The sequence below is a fragment of the Bradyrhizobium sp. HKCCYLRH3097 genome (assembly GCF_051167875.1).
In the GTDB taxonomy this organism is placed as follows: Bacteria; Pseudomonadota; Alphaproteobacteria; order Rhizobiales; family Xanthobacteraceae; genus Bradyrhizobium.
In genome coordinates this window covers 631,069-652,303 of the sequence record NZ_JBNPTX010000002.1, presented here as the reverse complement: position 1 = coordinate 652,303, position 21,235 = coordinate 631,069, and the positions used below count along the sequence as shown (strand labels likewise).

At 65.4% G+C, this 21,235-nt stretch carries 21 protein-coding genes; 15 read left to right on the top strand and 6 right to left on the bottom strand.

The window, feature by feature from the left end:
- The first annotated feature begins 105 nt into the window (after positions 1-105).
- Together ACQR0U_RS08685 and ACQR0U_RS08680 are read left to right on the top strand one after the other, a co-directional pair.
- Complete coding sequence (locus tag ACQR0U_RS08685) at positions 106-810, top strand: glutathione S-transferase family protein (RefSeq protein WP_315749889.1); 705 nt, start codon at positions 106-108, stop codon at positions 808-810.
- Complete coding sequence (locus ACQR0U_RS08680) at positions 807-1,787, top strand: oxygenase MpaB family protein (RefSeq protein WP_315712506.1); 981 nt, start codon at positions 807-809, stop codon at positions 1,785-1,787. The genes ACQR0U_RS08685 and ACQR0U_RS08680 overlap by 4 nt, the downstream gene beginning before the upstream one ends.
- Before the next feature lie 30 nt (positions 1,788-1,817).
- Here ACQR0U_RS08680 and ACQR0U_RS08675 read toward each other — a convergent pair whose 3' ends face one another.
- Together ACQR0U_RS08675 and ACQR0U_RS08670 are read right to left on the bottom strand one after the other, a co-directional pair.
- Positions 1,818-2,222: a hypothetical protein gene (locus ACQR0U_RS08675; protein ID WP_434872114.1), complete on the bottom strand. Its 405-nt coding sequence runs from the start codon at positions 2,220-2,222 to the stop codon at positions 1,818-1,820.
- Complete coding sequence (locus ACQR0U_RS08670; protein ID WP_434842940.1) at positions 2,219-3,847, bottom strand: tyrosinase family protein; 1,629 nt, start codon at positions 3,845-3,847, stop codon at positions 2,219-2,221. Before ACQR0U_RS08670 ends, ACQR0U_RS08675 begins: the two co-directional genes overlap by 4 nt.
- A 107-nt stretch (positions 3,848-3,954) precedes the next feature.
- On the opposite strand from ACQR0U_RS08670, the gene ACQR0U_RS08665 reads away from it, so the two are divergent.
- Both ACQR0U_RS08665 and ACQR0U_RS08660 read left to right on the top strand, forming a co-directional pair.
- Positions 3,955-4,545 carry a histidine phosphatase family protein gene (locus ACQR0U_RS08665; protein ID WP_316225373.1) on the top strand — a complete coding sequence of 197 codons (591 nt, stop codon included), beginning with the start codon at positions 3,955-3,957 and terminating at the stop codon, positions 4,543-4,545.
- A gap of 114 nt (positions 4,546-4,659) precedes the next feature.
- Positions 4,660-7,968, top strand: coding sequence for a DEAD/DEAH box helicase (locus ACQR0U_RS08660; RefSeq protein WP_316225374.1), 3,309 nt, complete (start codon positions 4,660-4,662; stop codon positions 7,966-7,968).
- A gap of 46 nt (positions 7,969-8,014) precedes the next feature.
- Here ACQR0U_RS08660 and ACQR0U_RS08655 read toward each other — a convergent pair whose 3' ends face one another.
- Positions 8,015-8,209, bottom strand: coding sequence for a hypothetical protein (locus ACQR0U_RS08655; RefSeq protein ID WP_434842942.1), 195 nt, complete (start codon positions 8,207-8,209; stop codon positions 8,015-8,017).
- A gap of 218 nt (positions 8,210-8,427) precedes the next feature.
- On the opposite strand from ACQR0U_RS08655, the gene ACQR0U_RS08650 reads away from it, so the two are divergent.
- The 10 genes from ACQR0U_RS08650 to ACQR0U_RS08605 all read left to right on the top strand — a co-directional run bounded on the left by ACQR0U_RS08650 (position 8,428) and on the right by ACQR0U_RS08605 (position 18,161).
- Positions 8,428-8,784 (top strand): ArsC family reductase, encoded by a 357-nt coding sequence (locus ACQR0U_RS08650; protein ID WP_315826764.1) that lies wholly within the window; start codon positions 8,428-8,430, stop codon positions 8,782-8,784.
- A gap of 275 nt (positions 8,785-9,059) precedes the next feature.
- On the top strand, positions 9,060-9,815 hold the full coding sequence (locus ACQR0U_RS08645) for an ABC transporter ATP-binding protein (RefSeq protein ID WP_434842943.1): 756 nt from the start codon (positions 9,060-9,062) through the stop codon (positions 9,813-9,815).
- Complete coding sequence (locus ACQR0U_RS08640) at positions 9,808-10,554, top strand: ABC transporter ATP-binding protein (protein WP_315712498.1); 747 nt, start codon at positions 9,808-9,810, stop codon at positions 10,552-10,554. The genes ACQR0U_RS08645 and ACQR0U_RS08640 overlap by 8 nt, the downstream gene beginning before the upstream one ends.
- A gap of 115 nt (positions 10,555-10,669) precedes the next feature.
- Complete coding sequence (locus tag ACQR0U_RS08635) at positions 10,670-11,893, top strand: ABC transporter substrate-binding protein (protein WP_315712497.1); 1,224 nt, start codon at positions 10,670-10,672, stop codon at positions 11,891-11,893.
- Positions 11,894-11,972: 79 nt separating this feature from the next.
- On the top strand, positions 11,973-12,836 hold the full coding sequence (locus tag ACQR0U_RS08630; protein ID WP_315712496.1) for a branched-chain amino acid ABC transporter permease: 864 nt from the start codon (positions 11,973-11,975) through the stop codon (positions 12,834-12,836).
- A gap of 1 nt (position 12,837) precedes the next feature.
- Positions 12,838-13,806, top strand: a complete 969-nt coding sequence (locus ACQR0U_RS08625; RefSeq protein ID WP_315712495.1) for a branched-chain amino acid ABC transporter permease — start codon at positions 12,838-12,840, stop codon at positions 13,804-13,806.
- A 143-nt stretch (positions 13,807-13,949) separates the two neighbouring features.
- The gene (locus ACQR0U_RS08620) at positions 13,950-14,594 is read left to right on the top strand and encodes a DUF47 domain-containing protein (RefSeq protein WP_315712494.1); all 645 of its coding nucleotides are present in this window, start codon (positions 13,950-13,952) and stop codon (positions 14,592-14,594) included.
- A 14-nt stretch (positions 14,595-14,608) separates the two neighbouring features.
- Positions 14,609-15,616: an inorganic phosphate transporter gene (locus ACQR0U_RS08615; RefSeq protein ID WP_315749899.1), complete on the top strand. Its 1,008-nt coding sequence runs from the start codon at positions 14,609-14,611 to the stop codon at positions 15,614-15,616.
- Between the two features lie 139 nt (positions 15,617-15,755).
- The gene (locus ACQR0U_RS08610) at positions 15,756-17,375 is read left to right on the top strand and encodes a peptide chain release factor 3 (protein ID WP_434872113.1); all 1,620 of its coding nucleotides are present in this window, start codon (positions 15,756-15,758) and stop codon (positions 17,373-17,375) included.
- A gap of 309 nt (positions 17,376-17,684) precedes the next feature.
- Positions 17,685-18,161 (top strand): GDSL-type esterase/lipase family protein, encoded by a 477-nt coding sequence (locus ACQR0U_RS08605; RefSeq protein ID WP_316203610.1) that lies wholly within the window; start codon positions 17,685-17,687, stop codon positions 18,159-18,161.
- Positions 18,162-18,203: 42 nt separating this feature from the next.
- Here the strand turns inward: ACQR0U_RS08605 and ACQR0U_RS08600 are convergent, their stop codons facing one another.
- The 3 genes from ACQR0U_RS08600 to ACQR0U_RS08590 form a co-directional block, all read right to left on the bottom strand.
- Positions 18,204-18,611, bottom strand: a complete 408-nt coding sequence (locus ACQR0U_RS08600; RefSeq protein WP_315749903.1) for a response regulator transcription factor — start codon at positions 18,609-18,611, stop codon at positions 18,204-18,206.
- Positions 18,608-19,474, bottom strand: coding sequence for a S1C family serine protease (locus tag ACQR0U_RS08595; protein ID WP_315826767.1), 867 nt, complete (start codon positions 19,472-19,474; stop codon positions 18,608-18,610). The genes ACQR0U_RS08600 and ACQR0U_RS08595 overlap by 4 nt, the downstream gene beginning before the upstream one ends.
- Positions 19,475-19,571: 97 nt before the next feature.
- Complete coding sequence (locus ACQR0U_RS08590; RefSeq protein WP_315712486.1) at positions 19,572-20,303, bottom strand: aspartate/glutamate racemase family protein; 732 nt, start codon at positions 20,301-20,303, stop codon at positions 19,572-19,574.
- A 161-nt stretch (positions 20,304-20,464) separates the two neighbouring features.
- Between ACQR0U_RS08590 and ACQR0U_RS08585 the strand changes: the two genes are divergently transcribed.
- A complete protein-coding gene (locus ACQR0U_RS08585) occupies positions 20,465-21,058 on the top strand; it encodes a hypothetical protein (RefSeq protein ID WP_315826769.1) in 594 nt (197 codons plus the stop codon).
- Positions 21,059-21,235 lie beyond the last annotated feature (177 nt).

Below are 21,235 nucleotides of genomic sequence, written 5' to 3'. Positions count from 1 at the left end.
CAGCAACATAAGACCGTCGGCCGCATGCGGTTCCGCATCGAACCTTGCAGCGGCGGCTCACGGGCTTAGATTGAGGCCTCAGCGACAAAGCGAGCAAGAGCCACGATGTCCGATCTCTCCAGCTTTCCGATCACCACGCGCTGGCCGGCGCAGCATCCCGACCGCATCCAGCTCTATTCACTGCCGACCCCGAACGGCGTGAAGGTCTCGATCATGCTGGAGGAGACCGGCCTGGCCTACGAGCCGCACACGATCGATTTCGGCAAGGACGACCAGAAGACCCCTGAATTCCTCTCGCTCAATCCGAACGGCAAGATTCCCGCGATCATCGATCCCGACGGTCCCGGCGGCCAGCCGCTCGGCCTGTTCGAATCCGGCGCGATCCTGCAGTACCTTGCCGAGAAGACCGGAAAATTCCTGCCGAACGATCCGGCGCGGCGCTGGCAGACGATCCAGTGGGTGCATTTCCAGATGGGCGGCATCGGTCCCATGTTCGGGCAGCTCGGCTTCTTCCACAAATTCGCCGGCCGCGAGTACGAGGACAAGCGGCCGTTGCAGCGCTATGTCGCGGAGAGCAGGCGGCTGCTCGGCGTGCTCGAGGCGCGGCTCGATGGCCGGCAGTGGATCATGGACGCCGACTACACGATTGCCGATATCGCGACGCTTGGCTGGGTGCGCAACCTGATCGGGTTCTACGGCGCGCGCGACATCGTCGCCTTTGATGAGCTGAAGCACGTGCCGGCCTGGCTCGAACGCGGGCTGGCGCGGCCGGCGGTACAGCGCGGGCTGGAGATCCCGCAGCGGCCGTGATCGTCAGCGATGCCGATTTCGAACGGTGCTTGGCCGAGGTGCTGTCCGCGCCGGCCACGCCGGGCGATGCCGTGCTGCCGTCCGACAGCGTGATGTGGCGCGTGCATCGCGAGGCCGCGCTGTTTCTCGGCGCTGGCCGCGCGCTGCTTTTGCAGCTCGCCCATCCCTGGGTGGCGGCGGGCATTGCCGAGCAGTCCAAGGTGTTTGCCGACCCGCTCGGCCGTTTCCACCGCACCTTCAGCATCGTCTACACCATGGTGTTCGGCACGCGCGCGCAGGCGGTCGCGGTGGCGCGGCGGCTGTATCGGCGGCACGCCGCGGTCGACGGCGTGATGCCGGAGACGGTCGGACCGTTTACGGCCGGCTCGCGCTATCGCGCCAATGACGTCGACGCGCTGCGCTGGGTCCATGCCACCCTGGTCGAGACTGCGATGATGTCCTACGGCCTGCTGTGCCGCCCGCTCGACGATGCCGAGCGCGAGCAATATTGGCGCGAGGCGACGCGGTTCGCGGGCCTGTTCGGAATTCCACACGAGGCCATGCCGCCGGACTGGGCGTCGTTCAAGGCCTATACGGCCGAGATGATGGCGTCGGAGACGCTCACGGTCGGCCCGGCGGCGCGCGAGATCGCGCAGCGTATCTTCTCCGGCGAGGCGACCCTTATCGGACCGCCGCGCTGGTTCACGGCGTTGACGGCCGAGATGCTGCCGGAGCGGCTGCGGCTTGCGTTCGCGCTGCCCTATGGCGAGCGCGAACGCCGCAGCGCGGCGCGCGCCAGGCGGTTTCTGCCGCGCGCCTATGCGATGCTGCCGGAGAGATTGCGTACCGTCGGCCCCTATCAGGAGGCGATGGCGCGTATCGAGGGGACGACGTGTCCGCCGTTCACGCGGCTGCTCAACCGCGTCTGGATCGGACAGCCCAGCATGGCGAGCCCGTTCGAGCAGCGCGCAGAACGTGCACGGAGCGGGACGGTCTGAGTCCGGCGCGCTTGCGGCGCAGACGACGGATCATGGCCGCGGAGCAAGCCTGAGCGTGATGCCGCGAACCTCCTGCGGCGTCGGCGCGCGGCTGCCGCCGGGTTGGCTGATGCTGAGACGGATCGACAGCCGTCCACTCTTGATCGCCTCCTTCGGCACCGGAAGCGCGTAGGTGCCGGCCTCCGCACCAGTGCGAAGGCCGAATGGCGAGATGGTCCCGAGCGGCATCCCGGACGCCGTCGTCACCGTCACCTCCTGGCCTCGCCCCAGTGCGCCCAGGCTGATCTCGACGACGGGAGCCTTGCTCGCATCCAATGGCCGCGGCACGACCAGATCGACGGCTCTGAACGGCTCCGCGGCCAAGGACGAGGCCGGCCGCAGCACGGCACAGAGCAGCACGGCGCAGCTCCGCAGCGCGGCGCGCCTGCCGTTCATCGGCGCAGCGGTCCGACCGAGAGCGCTTTCAGCGTCGGCGCGGTGCCGACGCCGCCCGAGGGCACGACGCGGATGCTCAGCGGTTGGTTGGGCGCGGCCCGCAGGGCGGAGAAGGCCTCCTGCCTCGTCGGCAGCGGCACCGCGAAACTCGCATCCGTGGTCATGGCCATGCCCGGCATCATCGATCCGAAAAAGGCGATGGTGCCTGCATAATAGGGGCTGTCAGCCGTGACCTTGCTGACGTTGGCGGGCGCGTTGACCAGGACGTCGAATTCGCGCACGGTCGAATAGCCGCTCGGGCGAGGCAGCGTGATCTGCGCCATCAGCGGCTGCGGCCGCGCTGCCGCCAGATGCGCTTCGAGCGCATCGCCAGGGATCCTCACCGTGCCCACATTGGCCTTGACCGAGCCCTGCTGCGGCTTGGCCTGCGGCGCCGCGGCGACCGCGGGCGGATTGACGATGTCCTCGCCGAAGCCTGGCGCATAGTCGTAGTCGAAGCGGTCGGTCGAGATGTAGTCGCCGGCCTTGCTGGGGCCGACATAGCCGCCCTTGCCGTCGGCATAGAACAGGAACGGCTCGTCAGAGAACGTCTTCAGGTCGACGCCCTGCGGCAGATAGGGCAGCTTGAGCCGCTGCTGCTTGCGCGTCCAGACATCCCAGAGCCGGTCCATGTTCGAATGGTGCAGGAAGAAGATCGGATCGACCGGCGACAGGAAGTTGGTCATGTTGCCGTAGGGGCCGGGATCGAGCGGGCCGACGCCGCCGATGTAGTTGTGGACCTTGTTGTGCGGCAGGCCTTCCAGGGTCGAGAACTTGGTCGCGCCATTCGGCTGGGTGTTGTGCGAGGCGGTCTTCGAGCTGGTGAAGCTCAGATAGTTGTCGGGGTTGTAGAAGTCGGTCGGCAGCAGGCCCGCCATGATCACGAAGGGCGAGACGTCGTAGGTGGTCTTGGCGTCGAGCTTCGGATTGTCGCGTGACAGATAGCGTGAGGCGCAGGTGGTGGCGAAGGCCTCATTGCCGGAGATGCCGGCATTGGCGGACGGCGAGAAGCCGGTGACGTCGTTCCAGAGATCGTCGATCGACTTGTAGCCGCGGATCTCGAGCTGGCCGCGCTGATCCTTCGACAGGCTGTTCCAGTAATCCGTCAGCGCCGGCTTGATGAACGAGGTGAAGACCGCGAGATTCCCGGTGAACGGCTGATACGCCCGGTCGGTCGGTGTCAGTACGGCGTCGAACATGCCGGCGGGAATCTCCGGCAGCTCGGTCCAGTCCCAATAGGGCAGCGCGAAATTGTCGTCGCCACTGAGGGCGCGGATCGATTGCTCGAAATAGCCGAGATAGCCGCGATGCCAGACATAGAACCACCAATTGCCGTGCGGGCAGTCCATCAGGTGGATGAACGCGTTGCGGAACCAGTTCTGCGGATGGTTTGCGGGGAGCTGGAGCATGGCGGCGACGCCTTTCGCGTAGCTCGCCAGCATCTTCTGGCCTTCCGCGCTGGTGACGTTGTGGCGGCGATATTTCGCGGCGGCGCGGCTCGGCCTCGGCGAGATGACGGTGGAGGCTGCCGCCATCGCGGCCTTCGCCAGGAATGTCCGGCGGGTCTGTCGCAATCCCATGCTCATCTGAAATGAATCCTGGTTGGAAAAACGCCATGATGCGTTCTCGCGATTGCAATCTCAAGTAGCAATTGCGTGTGATGGATGTATGATGCCACCTGAGAGGTTTGCCGATGAACGCGCTGACGCTGCTGATCATCCGCCATGCCGAGAAGCCCGATGGCGACGCGACAGGCCCGGGCCTGACCCACGAGGGCAAGCCGGACTCGAAGTCGCTGGTGATCTTCGGCTGGGAGCGGGCAGGGGCCTGGACGGCGCTGTTCGGCAGCGGACTGGGCGGCACGGATTATCCGACACCGCAGGCGGTCTATGCCGCCGATCCCGACAGCACCGAGAACGGCTCCGACCCGAGCCGCCGGCCCTATGAGACGGTGCTCGATTTGGCTGCGCGCGTCGGCCTCGACAAGCCGAACACGTCCTTTGCGAAGGGGCAGGAGGCGGCGCTGGTCGAAGCCCTGCTATCGCTGTCCGGCACCGCGCTGGTGGCGTGGGAGCACAAGGCGATCATCTCCGACATCCTGCCACGGCTGCCGGTGAGCAATGAAGACCAGTTACCGACCCACTGGTCCGGCAAACGCTTCGATGTGGTGCTGCGTTTCGATCGCGCCGACGGCGGGGCGGAATTCACGTTCAGCGAGCTCTATCCCTGCCTGATGCCGGGGGATTCCGACAAGCCGCTGAAGAGCGATCCGATGGACGGGTGAACCACCAAGCCGGAGATATTATCCCCATGGAAGAGGGTGCGGCGCGATGCTGCCGCCCGGATCGTGGTAAATGGGTCTGTCGAACGCGCGATCGCGTTCGCCGGATTACAATGCATGCCGCTTCCTTTCAAAAGACCCCAGGCCATCCGGTCCTTCTTCAGCCACGCCGCCTTTCAGAAGGCCGAGCATATTCAGCTTCGCGGAGCGGTTCTCGATCTCGACATCAGCGATGACGGCCGGGAGCTGGCGGCCTCGGTGCAGGGATCGCAATCCTGGCCCTATGAGGTCGAGATCAGGCTGGAGCGGGACCAGCACGGGCGCTTGGACGTATCCGGCACATGCACGTGCCCGATGCAGCACAATTGCAAGCACGTTGCGGCGGTTCTGCTCGAAGCCATCGAGCCGTCGGAGAACGACCTGGATCAGGGGACTCCGCCAAGGGCGGCGGGAAAGACAGCAGGGCAGGCGGGCACGGTGGTGCTGCCGCCAGAGATCAGCGCGTGGCTCAATAAGATCGGCGCGGTCAGCCGTGGCGATAGCTATCCTCCCGCGGTGAGGCAGAGGTTGATCTATGGCGTGCAGCCCCATTCCGAGCCGGGAGGTGCACCTTTTCTGGTCGTCCGTCTGTGGTCGGTCCGGCTGGGCAAGGACGATAGCTTTGCCTCCGCGTTCGCGAAGGTCGATCAACTGCGGACAAGTGCCGCGCATGCGCCGGCGTTCTATCGCGACATCGACATCGCGATCGCGGCGTGGCTTGGACATCAAGTCTATCTCGACGGACAATGGGCGTTCCGGATCGGCTCTGCCGCGCTGCTGAAGCGCATCGTCGAGACCGGCCGGGCGTATTGGCGCGATCATACCGGGCCGCTGCTGCGCTGGGGCGACATCCGCGGCGGCCGCATCGAATGGCAGCCGGTCGGCCTGCGAGGCATCGGCGCAAGGCTCGTGGTCGATGGTCTGACGGCCCTGCATGCCGAGCCGCCCATCTATGCCGACGAGAACAGCGGCGTCGTCGGCGAGGCCGATCCCGGTATAGATCCGCGAACCGCGCATCACCTGCTGAGCGCGCCGACGTTGCCGAAGGCGCTGATCGGCGAAGTGTCCCGGCATCTCAGCCAGCGGCTGCCCGCGCTCGATCGCGCCCTGCTGCCGTCGCCGCCGAGCGAGGTCGTCAAGATCGAGGCCAAGCCGGTGCCTGTTCTGCGCCTGCGACGCGGACCTTATCCCGGCTATGGCTTCCGCGGCGTCCACACCAGCGGGCTTCCACTCGGCGTGATCCGCCTGGCCTTTCGTTACGGTCCGATCGAAATCGAGACCAAGAGCAGCGACAACGGGATGGAGGTGTTCCACGACGGACGGGTGCACCTCGTCACGCGGGCCAAGGCGGACGAGCGAAAGACGTCCAAGCGGCTGAGCGATCTCGGCCTCGTTCCGCTCAAGAAAGTCCAGACCTACAGCTTCGGTGGCCACGGTGACGATCTGACCTTCGCCGACGAAGGTCGCTGGCTGCAGTTCATGCATCTCGAGCTCGAGGCATTGCGGGCGGAGGGATTCGAGATACGGATCGATGATGCCTTCCCGTTCCGGATGGCCGAGTCCTCCGGCCTCATCGACATGGAGATCGAAGGGAGCGGGATCGACTGGTTCGAGTTCGGCTTCAAGATCGACATCGACGGCAAGCCGCATGATCTCGCCGAGCTGCTGGCGCGGCTGCTCGCGCAGCCCGGGATCGTTGACGCGCTGGCCGACGCCGACTCCACCGAGAAGCACATGTATGTGCCGCTGCCCGACGGCCGACACCTGGCGCTCGCGGCCGGCCGCTTCCTGCCGGTTCTGCTGGCGCTGCAGACGATGCGGCTGAGCGGCGGCGGCTTGGATGCGTCGGGCAGGCTCAAGCTGTCTCGTGCGCAACTCGTGCCGCTACTGGCGCACGATCCGGGCGCATTCAAGGGGCCCGATGATCTACGCCGGCTCGCGGATCTGGTGCGGCAGCATCGGCCGGATGAATTGAAGCTGCCGGCCGGCTTCACCGCCACGTTGCGCCCCTACCAGCGGCAGGGCGTCGCCTGGCTCGATCTTCTGCGGCAGGCCAACCTCGGCGGCGTGCTGGCGGACGACATGGGCCTTGGCAAGACCGTACAGGTGCTGGCACTGCTGGCGCTGGAAAAGGCGCGCGGCGCGCTGACGGCGCCGGTGCTGATCGTGGCGCCGACCAGCCTGATGACCAACTGGTGCAACGAGGCCGCCAAATTCGTTCCCGATCTGAAGGTGCTGGTGTTCCATGGCGCCGCTCGCAAGGAGCTGATCGCGCAGATTTCGGAGCACGACGTCGTGCTCACCACCTATCCGCTGATCGCGCGCGACCATGAGCTCATCCTGGGACGGGACTGGCACATGGCCATTCTCGATGAGGCGCAGACCATCAAGAATCCCAATGCCGCGACGACGCGCTGGCTCAATGCGATCAAGGCCAGCCACCGCTTCTGCCTGACCGGCACGCCGATGGAGAACCATCTCGGCGAACTCTGGTCGATCATGAGCTTCGTCAACCCGGGCTATCTCGGCGACAAGACTGCGTTCACGCGCAACTGGCGCACGCCCATCGAGAAGGAAGGCAATACGATGCGAGCGGCGGCGCTGACCCGCCGCGTCAAGCCGTTCCTGCTGCGGCGGACCAAGGAGGAGGTCGCGTCCGAGCTGCCGGCCAAGGTCGACATCGTGGAGACCATCGCGATCGACGGCAAGCAGCGCGACCTCTATGATTCGATCCGCGCGGCGATGGCGAAGAAGGTGCGCAAGGCGCTGGATGAGCGCGGCCTTGCCCGCAGCCACATCATCGTGCTCGAGGCGTTGCTGCGGCTGCGCCAGGTCTGCTGCGATCCGCGGCTGGTGAAGCTCGACGACAAGGTCGAGCGCCCCTCGGCCAAGTTGGACCGGCTGATGGAGATGGTCGAGGAACTGCTCAGCGAGGGGCGCAAGATCATCATCTTCTCGCAGTTCACCTCGATGCTCTCCCTGATCGAGGAGCGTTTCGAGACAGCTGATATCGACTACGAGCTGCTCACGGGCGACACCCGCGATCGCAAGCGGGCGATCGAGGCGTTTCAGAGGGGGGACAGCCCGGTGTTCCTGATCAGCCTGAAGGCCGGCGGAGTCGGCCTGAACCTGACGGCGGCCGATACCGTCATCATCTACGATCCCTGGTGGAATCCCGCCGTCGAGGCGCAGGCGATCGACCGCGCGCATCGCATCGGCCAGGACAAGAAGGTCTTCGTCTATCGCCTGGTGACGGCCGGGACGATCGAGGAGAAGATCGGTGAACTCAAGCTGCGCAAGCAGGCGCTGGCCGATTCACTGTTCGATCGCGAGGGCAATGTCGGCAAGGCGCTGACGGAGGAGGATATCGCCGCGCTGCTGTCCTGACGGCGTGTGGAGATGCGTTGCGCGTGGCATCCGTTATTTTGTGCGGTCACGCCAGCGCGATGCACTCGCGCGTCTCCTCGACCCAGGCATGGGCGGCGAACCATTCATGGTAGATGCGGCAGTGCGGGCAGTATGCGCGCGAGAAGAACACGGGCATGCGCTGAAAGCGCGCGGCGTCCATTTCCATCCCTGTCTCGATGCTGCGGCCGGTCTGCGGACAACGGACCATGATCTTGCCCATTCGCGGTCTCCTGTTCGTGGGCCAGATACGCCGGGGATGCGAAGAAAATGTAATGCTCAGCCGACAGTTTCGTGGCAAAGGTCGGAGTGAATTCCGACCGGGGAACGCGCGGCGTCGCTGCATCAAAAGCGGGTGAATCCCGCTGCAAAATGCACGGTCGATTGTCGCAACGCGGGACATCCGCCGCGGTCGGACACGATTGTTTGAGGACGCGTGGCATGAGCATCACGATCTACGGAATCAAGAACTGCGACACGATGAAGAAGGCGCGCGCCTGGCTCGACGATCACGGCGTCGCTTACGAATTCCACGACTACAAGACCGCCGGAATCGACAAGGCTAAACTCAAGGCATGGAGCGACGAGCTCGGCTGGGAGGTGCTGCTCAATCGCGCCGGGACGACCTTCAAGAAGTTGCCCGACGCCGACAAGAACGGACTCACCGAGAGCAAGGCGATCGCGCTCATGCTGGCGCAGCCTTCGATGATCAAACGCCCGGTGCTCGATCTCGGCGGCCGCCGCGTGGTGGGTTTCAAGCCGGATCTCTACGCAAAGGACGTGAAGGCTGCGACGTAGTTGGAGCCGCGATCGCCGCGCGCGTGCAGGAAAATGCCGGTGGTATGATTTTCTATGTCAGCGGGAAATACCGGCCGATTTCAACGCAAGGTCCGCCGGCCGCCTTGCGACGTCGTTGCCCAGCTTTCCGCCTTGCCTAACTCCCTCGATTGACGGCATATTCCGGCGCGAAGCGGTCGCGGGTGGCGACGAGGAATCGTCCAGCCGTCCGGCAGAGCCGCCGTACAGGAAGAAGCGAGGGCCAGGCGCTGACGGCGCCGGCTTGGGGGGAATCTTTGGCTGACGAGTTCATTCTCGAGACCCACGGATTGACGAAGGAATTCGCGGGATTTTTTGCCGTTCGCGATGTTTCGCTCAAGATCCGCCGGGGCACCATTCACGCGCTGATCGGCCCGAACGGGGCCGGCAAGACCACGTGCTTCAACCTGCTGACGAAGTTCCTGACGCCGTCGGCCGGCAAGATTCTCTATAAGGGTCAGGATATTACGGCGACGGCGCCGGCCGACGTGGCACGGCTCGGCCTGGTCCGCTCGTTCCAGATCTCGGCGGTGTTTCCGCATATGACGGCGCTGGAGAACGTCCGCGTCGCCCTGCAGCGGCAGCATGGCTCGTCGTTCGACTTCTGGCGCTCCAAGAGCGTTCTGAACCGCTTCAACAGCCGGGCGCTCGAGCTGCTCGACGACGTCGGCCTCAGCGAGTTCGCCAATATTCCGGCAGTCGAAATGCCCTATGGGCGCAAGCGCGCGCTGGAGATCGCGACCACGCTGGCGCTCGATCCGGAGATGATGCTGCTGGACGAGCCGATGGCCGGCATGGGCCACGAGGACATCGACAAGATCGCCGCGCTGATCCAGCGCATCTCCGCCAAATACACGATCCTGATGGTCGAGCATAATCTCAGCGTCGTCGCCAACCTCTCCGACACCATCACCGTGCTGACGCGCGGGCAGGTGCTGACGGAAGGGCCGTATTCTGAGCTCTCCAAGGATGAGCGCGTCAAGGAAGCCTATCTGGGAGCCGGACATGCCTGAGGTGATGACGGCCACGAAGCCAGGGCAGGCGGCTGCGACCAGCACCATTCTCGACGTCAACAACCTCGAGAGCTGGTACGGCGAGTCCCACATTCTCCACGGCATGAACTTCAACGTGAATGCCGGCGAGGTCGTCACCCTGCTCGGGCGCAACGGCGCCGGCAAGACCACGACCCTGAAATCGATCATGGGGATCATCGGCAAGCGCACCGGCTCGGTTCAGTTCAACGGCCAGCAGCTGATCCGCATGACCTCCGACAAGATCGCGCGGCTCGGCATCGCGCTGTGCCCGGAGGAGCGCGGCATCTTCGCGAGCCTCGATGTCCGCGAGAACCTGCTGCTGCCGCCGGTTGTGCGGCCGGGCGGCCTGACGCTCGACCAGATCTTCGAGCTGTTTCCGAATCTGAAGGAGCGGCTGAAGAGCCAGGGCACCAAGCTTTCCGGCGGCGAGCAGCAGATGCTGGCGATCGCGCGCATCCTGCGCACCGGTGCCAGCTTCCTGATGCTGGACGAGCCGACCGAGGGTCTCGCGCCCGTCATCATCCAGCAGATCGGCCACACCATCGCGCGGCTGAAGAAGGAAGGCTTCACGATTCTCCTCGTCGAGCAGAACTTCCGTTTCGCCTCGACGGTCGCTGATCGCTACTACGTCGTCGAGCACGGCAAGGTCATCGACGGCTTCGCCAATGCCGATCTGTCGGCCAACATGGACAAGCTGCATACTTATCTCGGCGTCTGACCAGCGCCAGCGGCGCTGACCTGGCAGTTCCTTCCGCGGTTTTCTCGCGGTTTTCTTGGTAGAATCTCTTGGCAGTTCTCTTGGCAGTTTTCTTGGAAAGTTCTGGAAGTTGGAAATGAAGAGCAAATTCATCGCGTCGCTGCTGCTGGGAACGGCACTCACTCTCGCCGCTGGCAGCGTCGCTTCGGCCGGCGACAAGACCGTCAAGATCGGCGCGCTGTCCGATCAGTCGGGTCTTTATGCCGATCTCGGCGGTCCCGGCTCGACACTCGCAGCGCAGATGGCGATCGAGGATTCCGGCCTCACCGCGAAGGGCTGGAAGATCGACGTCATCTCCGGCGATCACCAGAACAAGCCGGATATTGGCACCTCGATCGCGCGCCAGTGGTTCGACGTCGACAAGGTCGACGTCATCGTCGACGTGCCGAACTCGGGCGTGGCGCTGGCGGTGAACAACGTCGTCAAGGAAAAGAACGGCGTCTACATCAATTCGGGCGCTGCGACCTCGGATCTCACCAACGCGCAGTGCTCGCCCAACACGGTGCACTGGACCTACGACACCTACATGCTCGCGCACACCACCGGCCAGGCGCTGGTCAAGGCGGGCGGCTCGACCTGGTTCTTCCTGACGGCAGACTACGCCTTCGGCGCCGCGCTGGAGCGCGACACCACGGCGGTCGTGACCGCCAATGGCGGCAAGGTGATCGGCGGCGTCAAGCATCCGCTCAACACCTCCGACTTCTCCTCCTTCCTGCTGCAGGCGCAGTCGTCGAACGCCAAGGTCATCGGCCTCGCCAATGCCGGCGGCGATACCACCAATACGATCAAGCAGGCGGCTGAGTTCGGCATCAATAAGGGCGGCCAGAAGCTTGCCGCGCTGCTGTTGTTCCTGACCGACGTCAAGTCGATCGGGCTCGACATCGCGCAGGGCCTCAACTTCACCGAGACCTTCTACTGGGACATGAACGACCAGACCCGCGTCTTCTCCGAGCGCTTCGCCAAGCGCATGAAGAACGGCGCGCCGCCGACCATGGTGCAGGCGGGCGTCTATGCCGGCTTGATGCATTACTTCAAGGCGCTGGAGGCGCTCGGCGAGAACCCGCATGACGGCGTCAAGATCGTCGACAAGATGAAGTCGATCCCGACCGACGATGCGCTGTTCGGCAAGGGCGAGATCCAGCCGAACGGCCGCACCATCCACACCGCCTATCTGTTCGAGGTCAAGAAGCCCTCGGAGTCCAAGGGCCCGTGGGATCTCTACAAGCTGGTCGGCTCGGTACCGGGCGACCAGGCCTTCACGCCGCTCGACAAGAGCGCGTGCGCCTTGTTGAAGAAATGAACCGCTGTGGCTCCGGCGGCTGAACGTCGCCGGGGCCGCCATCTTCTGGGAAACGCCGAGAGAAAACAGAAACAAGACGATGCAGGCCCTCTACGCACAGCTCCTGGTCGGACTGATCAACGGCTCGTTCTACGCGCTGCTCAGTCTCGGGCTTGCCGTCATCTTCGGCATGCTCAACATCATCAATTTCGCCCATGGCGCGCTCTACATGATGGGCGCGTTCTGCGCCTATTTCCTGCTGAACCTCGGCGGCATCAATTATTGGTGGGCGCTGCTCCTGGCGCCGATCATCGTCGGCATCTTCGGCATGGTCCTCGAGCGCACCATGCTGCAATGGATTGCCGGGCTCGACCATCTCTACGGACTGCTGCTGACGTTCGGATTGGCGCTGATCATCCAGGGCGTGTTCCAGAACTTCTTCGGCTCGTCCGGCCTGCCTTATGCGATCCCGGATCAGCTCCGCGGCGGCATGAACCTCGGCTTCATGTATCTGCCGGTCTATCGCGGCTGGGTCGTCATATTCTCCCTGGTCGTCTGTCTGGCGACCTGGTTCCTGATCGAGCGGACCCGGCTCGGCGCCTACCTGCGCGCCGCCACCGAGAATCCGACCTTGGTGCGGGCGTTCGGCATCAACGTGCCGCGCATGATCACGCTGACCTACGGCCTCGGCGTCGGGCTCGCGGCGCTGGCCGGCGTGTTGTCGGCGCCGATCAACCAGGTGCGGCCGCTGATGGGCGAGCACATCATCATCGTGGTGTTCGCGGTGGTCGTGATCGGCGGCATGGGTTCGATCATGGGCTCGATCATCACCGGCTTCCTGCTCGGCGTGATCGAGGGACTGACCAAATATTTCTATCCCGAGGCTTCCAACACCGTGGTCTTCGTTCTGATGGTCCTGGTGCTGCTGGTGAAGCCGACGGGTCTGACCGGACGGGCGGCCTGACATGACATCCATCACCGACGCAACCCTGCCGATCACCCCGCGCGCGATGCGCGATGAGATGATCGTGTTCGTCATCATGACAGCGCTGCTGGCGATCGTGCCGTGGACCGGGCTCTACCCGTTCTTCGTCATGCAGGCGCTGTGCTTCGCGCTGCTGGCCTGCGCCTTCAACCTCCTGATCGGCTATGGCGGCCTGCTGTCGTTCGGCCATGCGATGTTCCTGGGAACGGCCGGCTATTGCAGTGCCCACGCGCTGAAGGTGTGGGGGCTGCCGCCCGAGCTCGGCATCCTGACGGGCGTCGCCGGATCGTTCGTCCTGTCGGTGATCACCGGCTACATCTCGATCCGACGCCAGGGCATCTATTTCGCGATGATCACCCTGGCGCTGTCGCAGCTCCTGTACTTCATCTATCTGCAGGCGCCGTTCACCCATGGCGAGGACGGCATCCAGGGCATTCCGCAGGGCCGGATGTTCGGCATCCTCGACCTGTCCAAGCCGACGGTGCTCTATTACGTCGTGCTGGTCGGCTTCCTCGCCGGCTTCCTGCTGATCTTCCGCACCATCAACTCGCCGTTCGGCGAGGTGCTGAAATCGATCCGTGAGAACGAGCAGCGCGCGATCTCGCTGGGCTACAAGACCGACCATTACAAGCTGCTCGCCTTCATCCTGTCGGGGACGCTGGCGGGCCTCGCCGGTGCGCTGAAGGTGTTCGTCGCCCAGAATGCCTCGCTGACCGACGTCGAGGTCGGGATGTCCGGCCAGATCGTGCTCATGACCCTGGTCGGTGGGCTCGGCACCGTGTTCGGCCCCGTCGTCGGCGCGTTCGTGATCGTCGGCATGCAGCAATATCTGTCCGGCTTCGGCCAGTGGGTGACGGTGATCCAGGGCGTGATCTTCGTCGCCTGCGTGCTCACCTTCCGCCGCGGCGTCGTCGGGGAAATCGCCCATCTGTTCAAGCGATCCCTCTAAGTCATTGATCTGAAAAGAGATCGTCGAAAGGGCAGAAAGCGGTGGATGATCCGGCCACCGCTTCTGCTGGTGCGCGATCCGGAGTATGACAGTTCTGTGACGGGCCGGCCCTGGCCCGTTTCGGAATGGATGGATCTCGTCCCATGCTGCACTGGTTTCGCGCCGTCCTCCCGCGGGAGGAGCGGTTTTTCGATTTGTTCGCCCGCCACAACAAGGTGGTGATTCAAGGCGCCCATGCGCTGCAGGACATGCTGCAGGGCGGCGACGACATCCTCAGGCATTGCCAGCGCGTCAGCCAGCTCGAGAACGAGGCCGACAACATCACCCGCGAAGTGCTGACCGCTGTCCGCCGCACTTTCATCACCCCATTCGACCGCGGCGACATCAAGAACCTGATCACCTCGATGGACGACGCCATCGACCAGATGCAGCAGACCGCCAAGGCCGTGGTGCTGTTCGAGGTCAAGGAGTTCGAGCCGACCATGCGCGAGATGGGCACCTTGCTGGTCGACTGCGCCAACCTGATCGGAAAGGCGTTGCCGCTGTTGCAGGCGATCGGTCAGAACGTGCCGATGATCACCGCGATCACCGAGGAGATGACCAAGCTCGAGGGACGGGTCGACGATCTCCACGACATCGGGCTGAAGGAGCTGTTCCTCAAGCACCGCAACGCCAACACGATGGATTTCATCGTCGGCGCCGAGATCTATGACCATCTGGAGAAGGTCGCCGACCGCTTCGACGACGTCGCCAACGAGATCAATTCGATCATGATCGAACAGGTCTAGGGTAGGGCCGCGCCGTGGACGCTCAACTCGGCCTTCCGATCCTGGTCGGCCTCATCGCCGTCGCACTCGCCTTCGATTTCCTCAACGGCCTGCACGACGCCGCCAACTCGATCGCGACCATCGTTTCGACCCGCGTGCTGCGGCCGCAATATGCGGTGTTCTGGGCCGCATTCTTCAATTTCGTGGCGTTTGGCGTGTTCGGCCTCCACGTCGCCCAGACCATCGGCACCGGCATCATCGATCCCGCCATCGTCGACGCGCAGGTGATCTTCGCTGCCCTGGTCGGCGCCATCGTCTGGAACCTGGTCACCTGGGCCGCCGGCATTCCGTCGTCGAGCTCGCATGCGCTGATCGGCGGGCTGGTCGGGGCAGGGGTCGCCAAGGCCGGCATCTCGGCCACCGTGTGGAGCGGCCTGTCCAAGACCGTGCTCGCGATCGTGCTGTCGCCGCTGGTCGGGCTGGTGCTGGCGATGATCCTGGTCGCGATCGTGTCCTGGGCCTCGGTACGCTCGACGCCGTTCGCGGTCGACCGCGCCTTCCGCATCCTGCAATTCGCCTCGGCCTCGCTCTATTCGCTCGGCCATGGCGGCAACGACGCGCAGAAGACGATGGGCATCATCGCCGTGCTGTTGTACTCGCAGGGCCGTCTCGGCGAGCAGTTCACGGTGCCGTTCTGGGTCGTGCTGTCGTGCCAGGCCGCGATGGCGCTTGGCACCCTGATGGGCGGCTGGCGCATCGTCCGCACCATGGGCCTGCGCATCACCAAGCTCAACCCGATGCAGGGCTTCTGCGCCGAGACCGGCGGCGCCATCACGCTGTTCCTGGCGACGTTCCTCGGCGTGCCGGTGTCGACCACCCACACCATCACCGGCGCGATCGTCGGCGTCGGCGCCGCCCGCCGCGCCTCCGCGGTGCGCTGGAACGTGGCCGGATCGATCGTCTACGCCTGGATCTTCACGATTCCGGCCTCGGCCATCGTCTCGGCGCTGACGTTCTGGCTGGTGTCGGTGCTCCGGCACTGATCCGGGGCGGGCGAGGGGCAACTCGCCGGTTGGAGTTGCGGTGCAAAACGCCTATATGGAGGGCGCGCGGCGGCCGTGATCCCGCGCCTTTCCCATCAAATCGCCCGCTCTCTGGCCCCGAAACGACGTCCGCCGCCTCATGTCCGATACAAGTTTGACGACCGAACAGCCGTCCCGCTCCGCGCTCTCCGATGAGGTCGCGCGCCGGCGCACCTTCGCCATCATCTCGCACCCGGACGCCGGCAAGACGACGCTGACCGAGAAGCTGCTGCTGTTCGGCGGCGCCATCAACCTCGCCGGTCAGGTCAAGGCCAAGGGCGAGCGCCGCAACACCCGCTCGGACTGGATGAAGATCGAGCGCGAGCGCGGCATCTCGGTCGTCACCTCGGTGATGACCTTCGAGTTCGAAGGGCTGGTGTTCAACCTGCTGGACACGCCGGGCCACGAGGACTTTTCCGAAGACACCTATCGCACGCTGACCGCGGTCGACTCGGCCGTCATGGTGATCGACGCCGCCAAGGGCATTGAGGCGCGCACGCGCAAGCTGTTCGAGGTCTGCCGCCTCCGCGACATCCCGATCATCACCTTCATCAACAAGATGGACCGCGAGAGCCGCGACACCTTCGATCTGCTGGACGAGATCGAGAAGACGCTGGCGCTCGACACCACGCCGATGACCTGGCCCGTGGGGCGCGGCCGCGACTTCATCGGCACCTATGACATCCGCGACGGCGGCGTGCGTCTGCTCGAAGGCGGCGGCGCCAAGACCGGCGCGGCGCAGCAAATCGACATCGCCGAGCTCGGCAAGATCAACGCCAATCTCGACATGAGTCAGATCACCGACGAGCTGGAGCTGGTCAAGGAAGCCTGCAAGCCGTTCGACCTGGAGGCATTCCGCGAGGGCCACCTGACGCCGGTCTATTTCGGCAGCGCGCTGCGCAATTTCGGCGTCGGCGATCTGCTCGAAGGCCTCGGCCGCTACGCGCCGTCGCCGCGCGCGCAGGAGTCGAACCTGCGCAAGGTCGACGCCGCCGAGCCGCGCATGAGCGCCTTCGTGTTCAAGATCCAGGCGAATATGGACCCCAACCACCGCGACCGCATCGCGTTCGCGCGGCTGTGCTCGGGCAAGCTCAACCGCGGCATGAAGGCGAAGCTGGTACGCACCGGCAAGACCATGCCGCTGTCGAGCCCGCAATTCTTCTTCGCCCAGGACCGCTCGGTGGCGGACGAAGCTTTCGCCGGCGACGTCGTCGGCATTCCCAACCATGGCAGCTTGCGCATCGGCGACACCCTGACCGAGGGCGAGGATCTCACCTTCGTCGGCGTGCCGAGCTTTGCCCCGGAAATCGTCCGCCGCGTCCGCCTCACCGATGCGATGAAGGCCAAGAAGCTGAAGGAAGCCTTGCAGCAGATGTCGGAGGAGGGCGTCGTGCAGGTGTTCCGCCCGCGTGACGGTGCGCCGGCGCTGGTCGGCGTGGTGGGACCGCTGCAGCTCGACGTGCTCAAGGTGCGGCTCGATGCCGAGTACTCGCTGCCGGTCGAATTCGAGATCTCCGAGTTCTCGCTGGCGCGCTGGATCTCGTGCGACGACAAGAAGAAGCTCGAGGCGTTCATCGCCGCCAACAATTCCGGCGTCGCCGACGACGTCGACGGCGATCCGGTGTTCCTGGCCAAGAACGAGTTCTATCTCGGCTACACCAAGGAACGCGCCGAAGGCATCGTGTTCTCCAACGTCAAGGACGTGAAGAAGAAGGCCTGACGCTGCTGCTCTCCGGTCATTCCGGGGCATCGCGAAGCGATGAGCCCGGAATCCATTTTGCCTCTTGTTCTGTCGCTCAATGGATTCCGGGCTCGCCCTGCGGGCGCCCCGGAATGACGCGTAGAGAGAAACAGGACTCTTCCACAGTCGACTTGGCGCATGCTGCGTGATGAGACCCGTAGCGCCGCGCGCTTTTCACCAGACGACTGGTGAGCTACGCTTCCTCTCACACCAAGCGGGGGGGAAAAGAAAATGCCAGCGGGATCTTTGGGCCGCCTTGTCCGGCGCCAGATGGTGGCACTGTTAGCTGTGTGTGGCTTGGCGTTCGCGGCGATCGGAGCGGCAGACGCCGCCGAGGTGGTCGCGCTGGGCGCCAGCAACACCTATGGCAAGGGCGTCAATCGCGGCGAGGATTTTCCGGCCCAGCTCGAGGCCATGCTCCACGGCAAGGGCGTTCGGGTCAGCGTCGCCAACGCCGGCATCAACGGTGATACCACAGCCGGGATGCTGTCCCGCTTCGACAGCGCGGTCGATGGATCAACCCGCGTGCTGGTGCTGCAGCCCGGCGGTAACGACGCCCGCAAAGGGGTCGGCGACCAGCGCGCCAGCAGCATCAGCGCCATGTTGGCCAAGGCCGCGCAGCGCCGCATCAAGGTCGTGATGGTCGAGAACGGCATGTTCCGTGGCCTGCCGCATCAGGTCGACGGTGTGCATCTGACCCCGGAGGGCTATCGCATGCTGGCCGCATCGCTGCTGCCCCGCGTGATGAGCGGCTTGCGGAAGTAGCTCGCCGCGAGGACGTGAAGCGCGCCGCGCCGGCCTGCGGTCTCACAGCTCGATGATCCCGCGCCGCGCCGCATGCGCCACCGCATCGGTCCGGCCCGTTGCATCGAGCTTGTCGAGCAGCGAGCCGACGTGGAACTTCGCCGTATGTACGGAGATGCCGAGGCTGCGCGCGATCTCCTTGTTGGAGCAGCCCTCGGCCATCAGCGCCAGGACGTCGCGCTCGCGCGCGGTGAGCTGAAAATCATCGATCGCCTGGCCGTCGATCCTGTCGTCGCCGCTGCGCGCCTCATCACTGCCATGCAACGGCGCGACGGCGACGTCGGCGCTCTCGCCGGGCGCGACCAGCGTCAGGCCCGTGACATCGCCGAGCAGCGCCGCCAGCCGGTCGGCCAGCTCGGCATCATCGACCGCGATCGCGATCCTGATCGGCGCGCGCGCCTTCTCGCTCACGCCGGCCTCTCGCCGATGGTCAGGGCGAACTGCACCGGCTCGCCGGCACGCAGCGCTGCGACCTCGACGACGGCGCCGACGCTGTCCGGACCGAGTTCGCGCATCATCGCGCGCATGCCCCTGAACGGCTCCTTGTTGAGAGCGGTGATGACGTCACCCTGGCGCAGGCCGGCGGCCGCGGCCGGGCCGCTCTTGTCGAGGCTCATGATCATCGCACCGAGTCCATCGTCGAGCCGGACCGGCTGCAGGCCGGCACCGAGATAGCCGCGAGCGATGCGACCATGCGTCTCGAGCTTGCTGGCGACCCGTTCGATCGTGGCCGCGGGTATCACGAGCGTCCGGCGCGGGCCGCGCACGGCCATGCCGATCGCGTGGCCCGCAGCGTCGAGCACGAGACCGCCTTCGGCGCTGTGCCGCAGCCTGGTGTCGAGCTCGATGCGCGCATCGATGTCGCCGCCGCGCAGGCTGCGCCAGGCGCCTGCCGATTGCGAGACCATCGCCAACGCCGCGGCCGGCTTGCCCTGATCGGCGGCGACGAGGATGGCCAGAGCGCCGAGCGGCGGCACGCCGCCGGCAAGCGAGGCGGCCGCGACATCCTTGCCTTGGAAGCGGAGCAGGGCGATGTCGGTGGTGTGATCACGCCCGGCGATGGTGACGGGGCGGGTCGTGCCGTCGGCGAAGTCGAGCACGATCTCGCCCTCCTCGGCGAGGGTCTCGTCCGCCGTGATGACGAGGCCCGGCTTCCAGACGAAGCCGGAGGCGCGCGAGCGGTGCGAATGGACCGAGACCAGTGATGGCGCTGCGGCGGCAACAGCGGCGGCCAGCGCGGAGGACAGTGAGGAGAGGGCGGACAGATCGGGCATCGACGGCTCCATGGGTTGATCCCAATGTGGCGCGTCGATGGTCGTTGCGGAACTCCCCAGGTGGGCAGGCTACGCTCATCCGGGCTACAGGTTGAAGTCAGAGCGTCGTCCGCGCCTTCGGCAGCGGGAAGGCGAGGTCGCCGTGCTTCGAGGTCTTCAGCCCCAGTCCGATCAGCGCCTCGGCGAAGCGCACCGCGGCGGCGACGCCGTCGATCACGGGAATTCCGAGCTCGGTGGAGAGGTCGTGCGCGAGATCGGCCATGCCGGCGCAGCCGAGCACGATGGCGCCGATACCGTCCTCGCGCAGCGCCGCCCGGCATTCGCCGAGCAGCGTGCCGCGGACATTGGCCTCGGGCTTGTCGAGGTCGAGCACGGCAACGTCGACGGCGCGCACCCTGCGGCAATGCTGCTCCATGCCGTAATTGCGCACGAGATGCTCGGCGATCACCTTGGTGCGCGACAGCGTCGTGACGATGCTGAAATGGGTGGCGACGAAGCTCGCCGCATGCATCGCAGCTTCGGCGATGCCGAGCACCGGCACAGCCGACAATTCGCGCGCGGCGAGCAGGCCGGGATCACCGAAGCAGGCGATCACATGGGCGTGGCAACCTTCCGCGTCTCCGGCCTCGACCTCCTTGAGCATGCCGACCGCGGCAATCGCCTCGTCGTAATGGCCCTCGATCGAGGCGGCGCCGAACCGCGCGGTGCGGCCGACGATCCGCGTCGACGGGCTTGCGCTGGCCTGGGCCGCCTTGGCGATCAATTCGGTCATCGTCGCCGTCATGTTCGGGTTGATGACGTTGATCACGGTCTCGCTGTGGCGGCTCATCGTCGCGTCCGTCTGCTGTCGCATCCTGCCGTGTTCTAGCCGAGTTCCGCTGTTACGGTCGAGAGCCGTTCGCGGCGCGGAACGCGCAGACGTGAACGGGATTGAGCTTGCGAATTCTGCGATCGGATCCAGCTTGGAGTCCATCCCAGCCCGAGAGTCCCATGCTCCGTGTCGTCGTGCTCCTCCTGCTGATGGTGGCCGCTCCGGTCGCCGCCGACGCGCGCCGCCAGCAGATCAATCCGGTGCCGTTCGCGCACACGCCGTGCAGCGTGCTCGACGAGCAGCCGTGCACGCCGTCGTTCTGCAGCGTCTTCGGGCCGTGGCCGTGTATTCCCGAGATGAACTATCCCTATGGCCAGAACCTGCAACTCACGATCGAGAGCCGGCCCGCCAGGGATCAGGAAGCCAAATATCAGAAGCCGGATCACGATCTCGACACGATCGGCGATCTGTTCTCAGCGCTGCGCGCGTGCTGGACGCCGCCGCCGGAGGACAGCGCCCGCGCCGGGATGCAGATGACGGTGCGCTTCAGCTTCAAGCGGACCGGCGAGATGATCGCGCCGCCACGCGTGACCTTCACGACATCAGGCGCCCCGGCCGACACGCGCGCGACCTATCTGAAGACGATCAATGCCTCGCTCGACGGCTGCCTGCCGCTGAAGTTCACAAAAGGACTCGGCGGTGCGCTCGCCGGCCGGCCGATCGCGATCCGCTATGTCGAGAATCGCGATCTGAAGAACACGTCGGAACGGTGATGGCGTCGTCCGCTGTGCTCCATCTCCCGACCGCATAGCCCGTCATGCCACTTCGGCTTTTCGAGCCGGCCCGGAACGACGGCGAGCGGGCGGGAGTGCCTGACGTTGAAATGCGCCACGTTGCGAGGCGGCCCCCGGAAATGATACCGATGCCCACGCACAGGTCGCGTGCAAGCG

Bases quoted from the DNA above. Each gene is read 5' to 3' on its own strand.
- ACQR0U_RS08685 (WP_315749889.1), top strand. From the start codon at position 106: ATGTCCGATCTCTCCAGCTTTCCGATCACCACGCGCTGGCCGGCGCAG.
- ACQR0U_RS08675 (WP_434872114.1), bottom strand. From the start codon at position 2,222: ATGAACGGCAGGCGCGCCGCGCTGCGGAGCTGCGCCGTGCTGCTCTGT.
- ACQR0U_RS08670 (WP_434842940.1), bottom strand. From the start codon at position 3,847: ATGAGCATGGGATTGCGACAGACCCGCCGGACATTCCTGGCGAAGGCC.
- ACQR0U_RS08665 (WP_316225373.1), top strand. From the start codon at position 3,955: ATGAACGCGCTGACGCTGCTGATCATCCGCCATGCCGAGAAGCCCGAT.
- ACQR0U_RS08660 (WP_316225374.1), top strand. From the start codon at position 4,660: ATGCCGCTTCCTTTCAAAAGACCCCAGGCCATCCGGTCCTTCTTCAGC.
- ACQR0U_RS08655 (WP_434842942.1), bottom strand. From the start codon at position 8,209: ATGGGCAAGATCATGGTCCGTTGTCCGCAGACCGGCCGCAGCATCGAG.
- ACQR0U_RS08650 (WP_315826764.1), top strand. From the start codon at position 8,428: ATGAGCATCACGATCTACGGAATCAAGAACTGCGACACGATGAAGAAG.
- ACQR0U_RS08640 (WP_315712498.1), top strand. From the start codon at position 9,808: ATGCCTGAGGTGATGACGGCCACGAAGCCAGGGCAGGCGGCTGCGACC.
- ACQR0U_RS08635 (WP_315712497.1), top strand. From the start codon at position 10,670: ATGAAGAGCAAATTCATCGCGTCGCTGCTGCTGGGAACGGCACTCACT.
- ACQR0U_RS08630 (WP_315712496.1), top strand. From the start codon at position 11,973: ATGCAGGCCCTCTACGCACAGCTCCTGGTCGGACTGATCAACGGCTCG.
- ACQR0U_RS08625 (WP_315712495.1), top strand. From the start codon at position 12,838: ATGACATCCATCACCGACGCAACCCTGCCGATCACCCCGCGCGCGATG.
- ACQR0U_RS08620 (WP_315712494.1), top strand. From the start codon at position 13,950: ATGCTGCACTGGTTTCGCGCCGTCCTCCCGCGGGAGGAGCGGTTTTTC.
- ACQR0U_RS08610 (WP_434872113.1), top strand. From the start codon at position 15,756: ATGTCCGATACAAGTTTGACGACCGAACAGCCGTCCCGCTCCGCGCTC.
- ACQR0U_RS08595 (WP_315826767.1), bottom strand. From the start codon at position 19,474: ATGCCCGATCTGTCCGCCCTCTCCTCACTGTCCTCCGCGCTGGCCGCC.
- ACQR0U_RS08590 (WP_315712486.1), bottom strand. From the start codon at position 20,303: ATGAGCCGCCACAGCGAGACCGTGATCAACGTCATCAACCCGAACATG.
- ACQR0U_RS08585 (WP_315826769.1), top strand. From the start codon at position 20,465: ATGCTCCGTGTCGTCGTGCTCCTCCTGCTGATGGTGGCCGCTCCGGTC.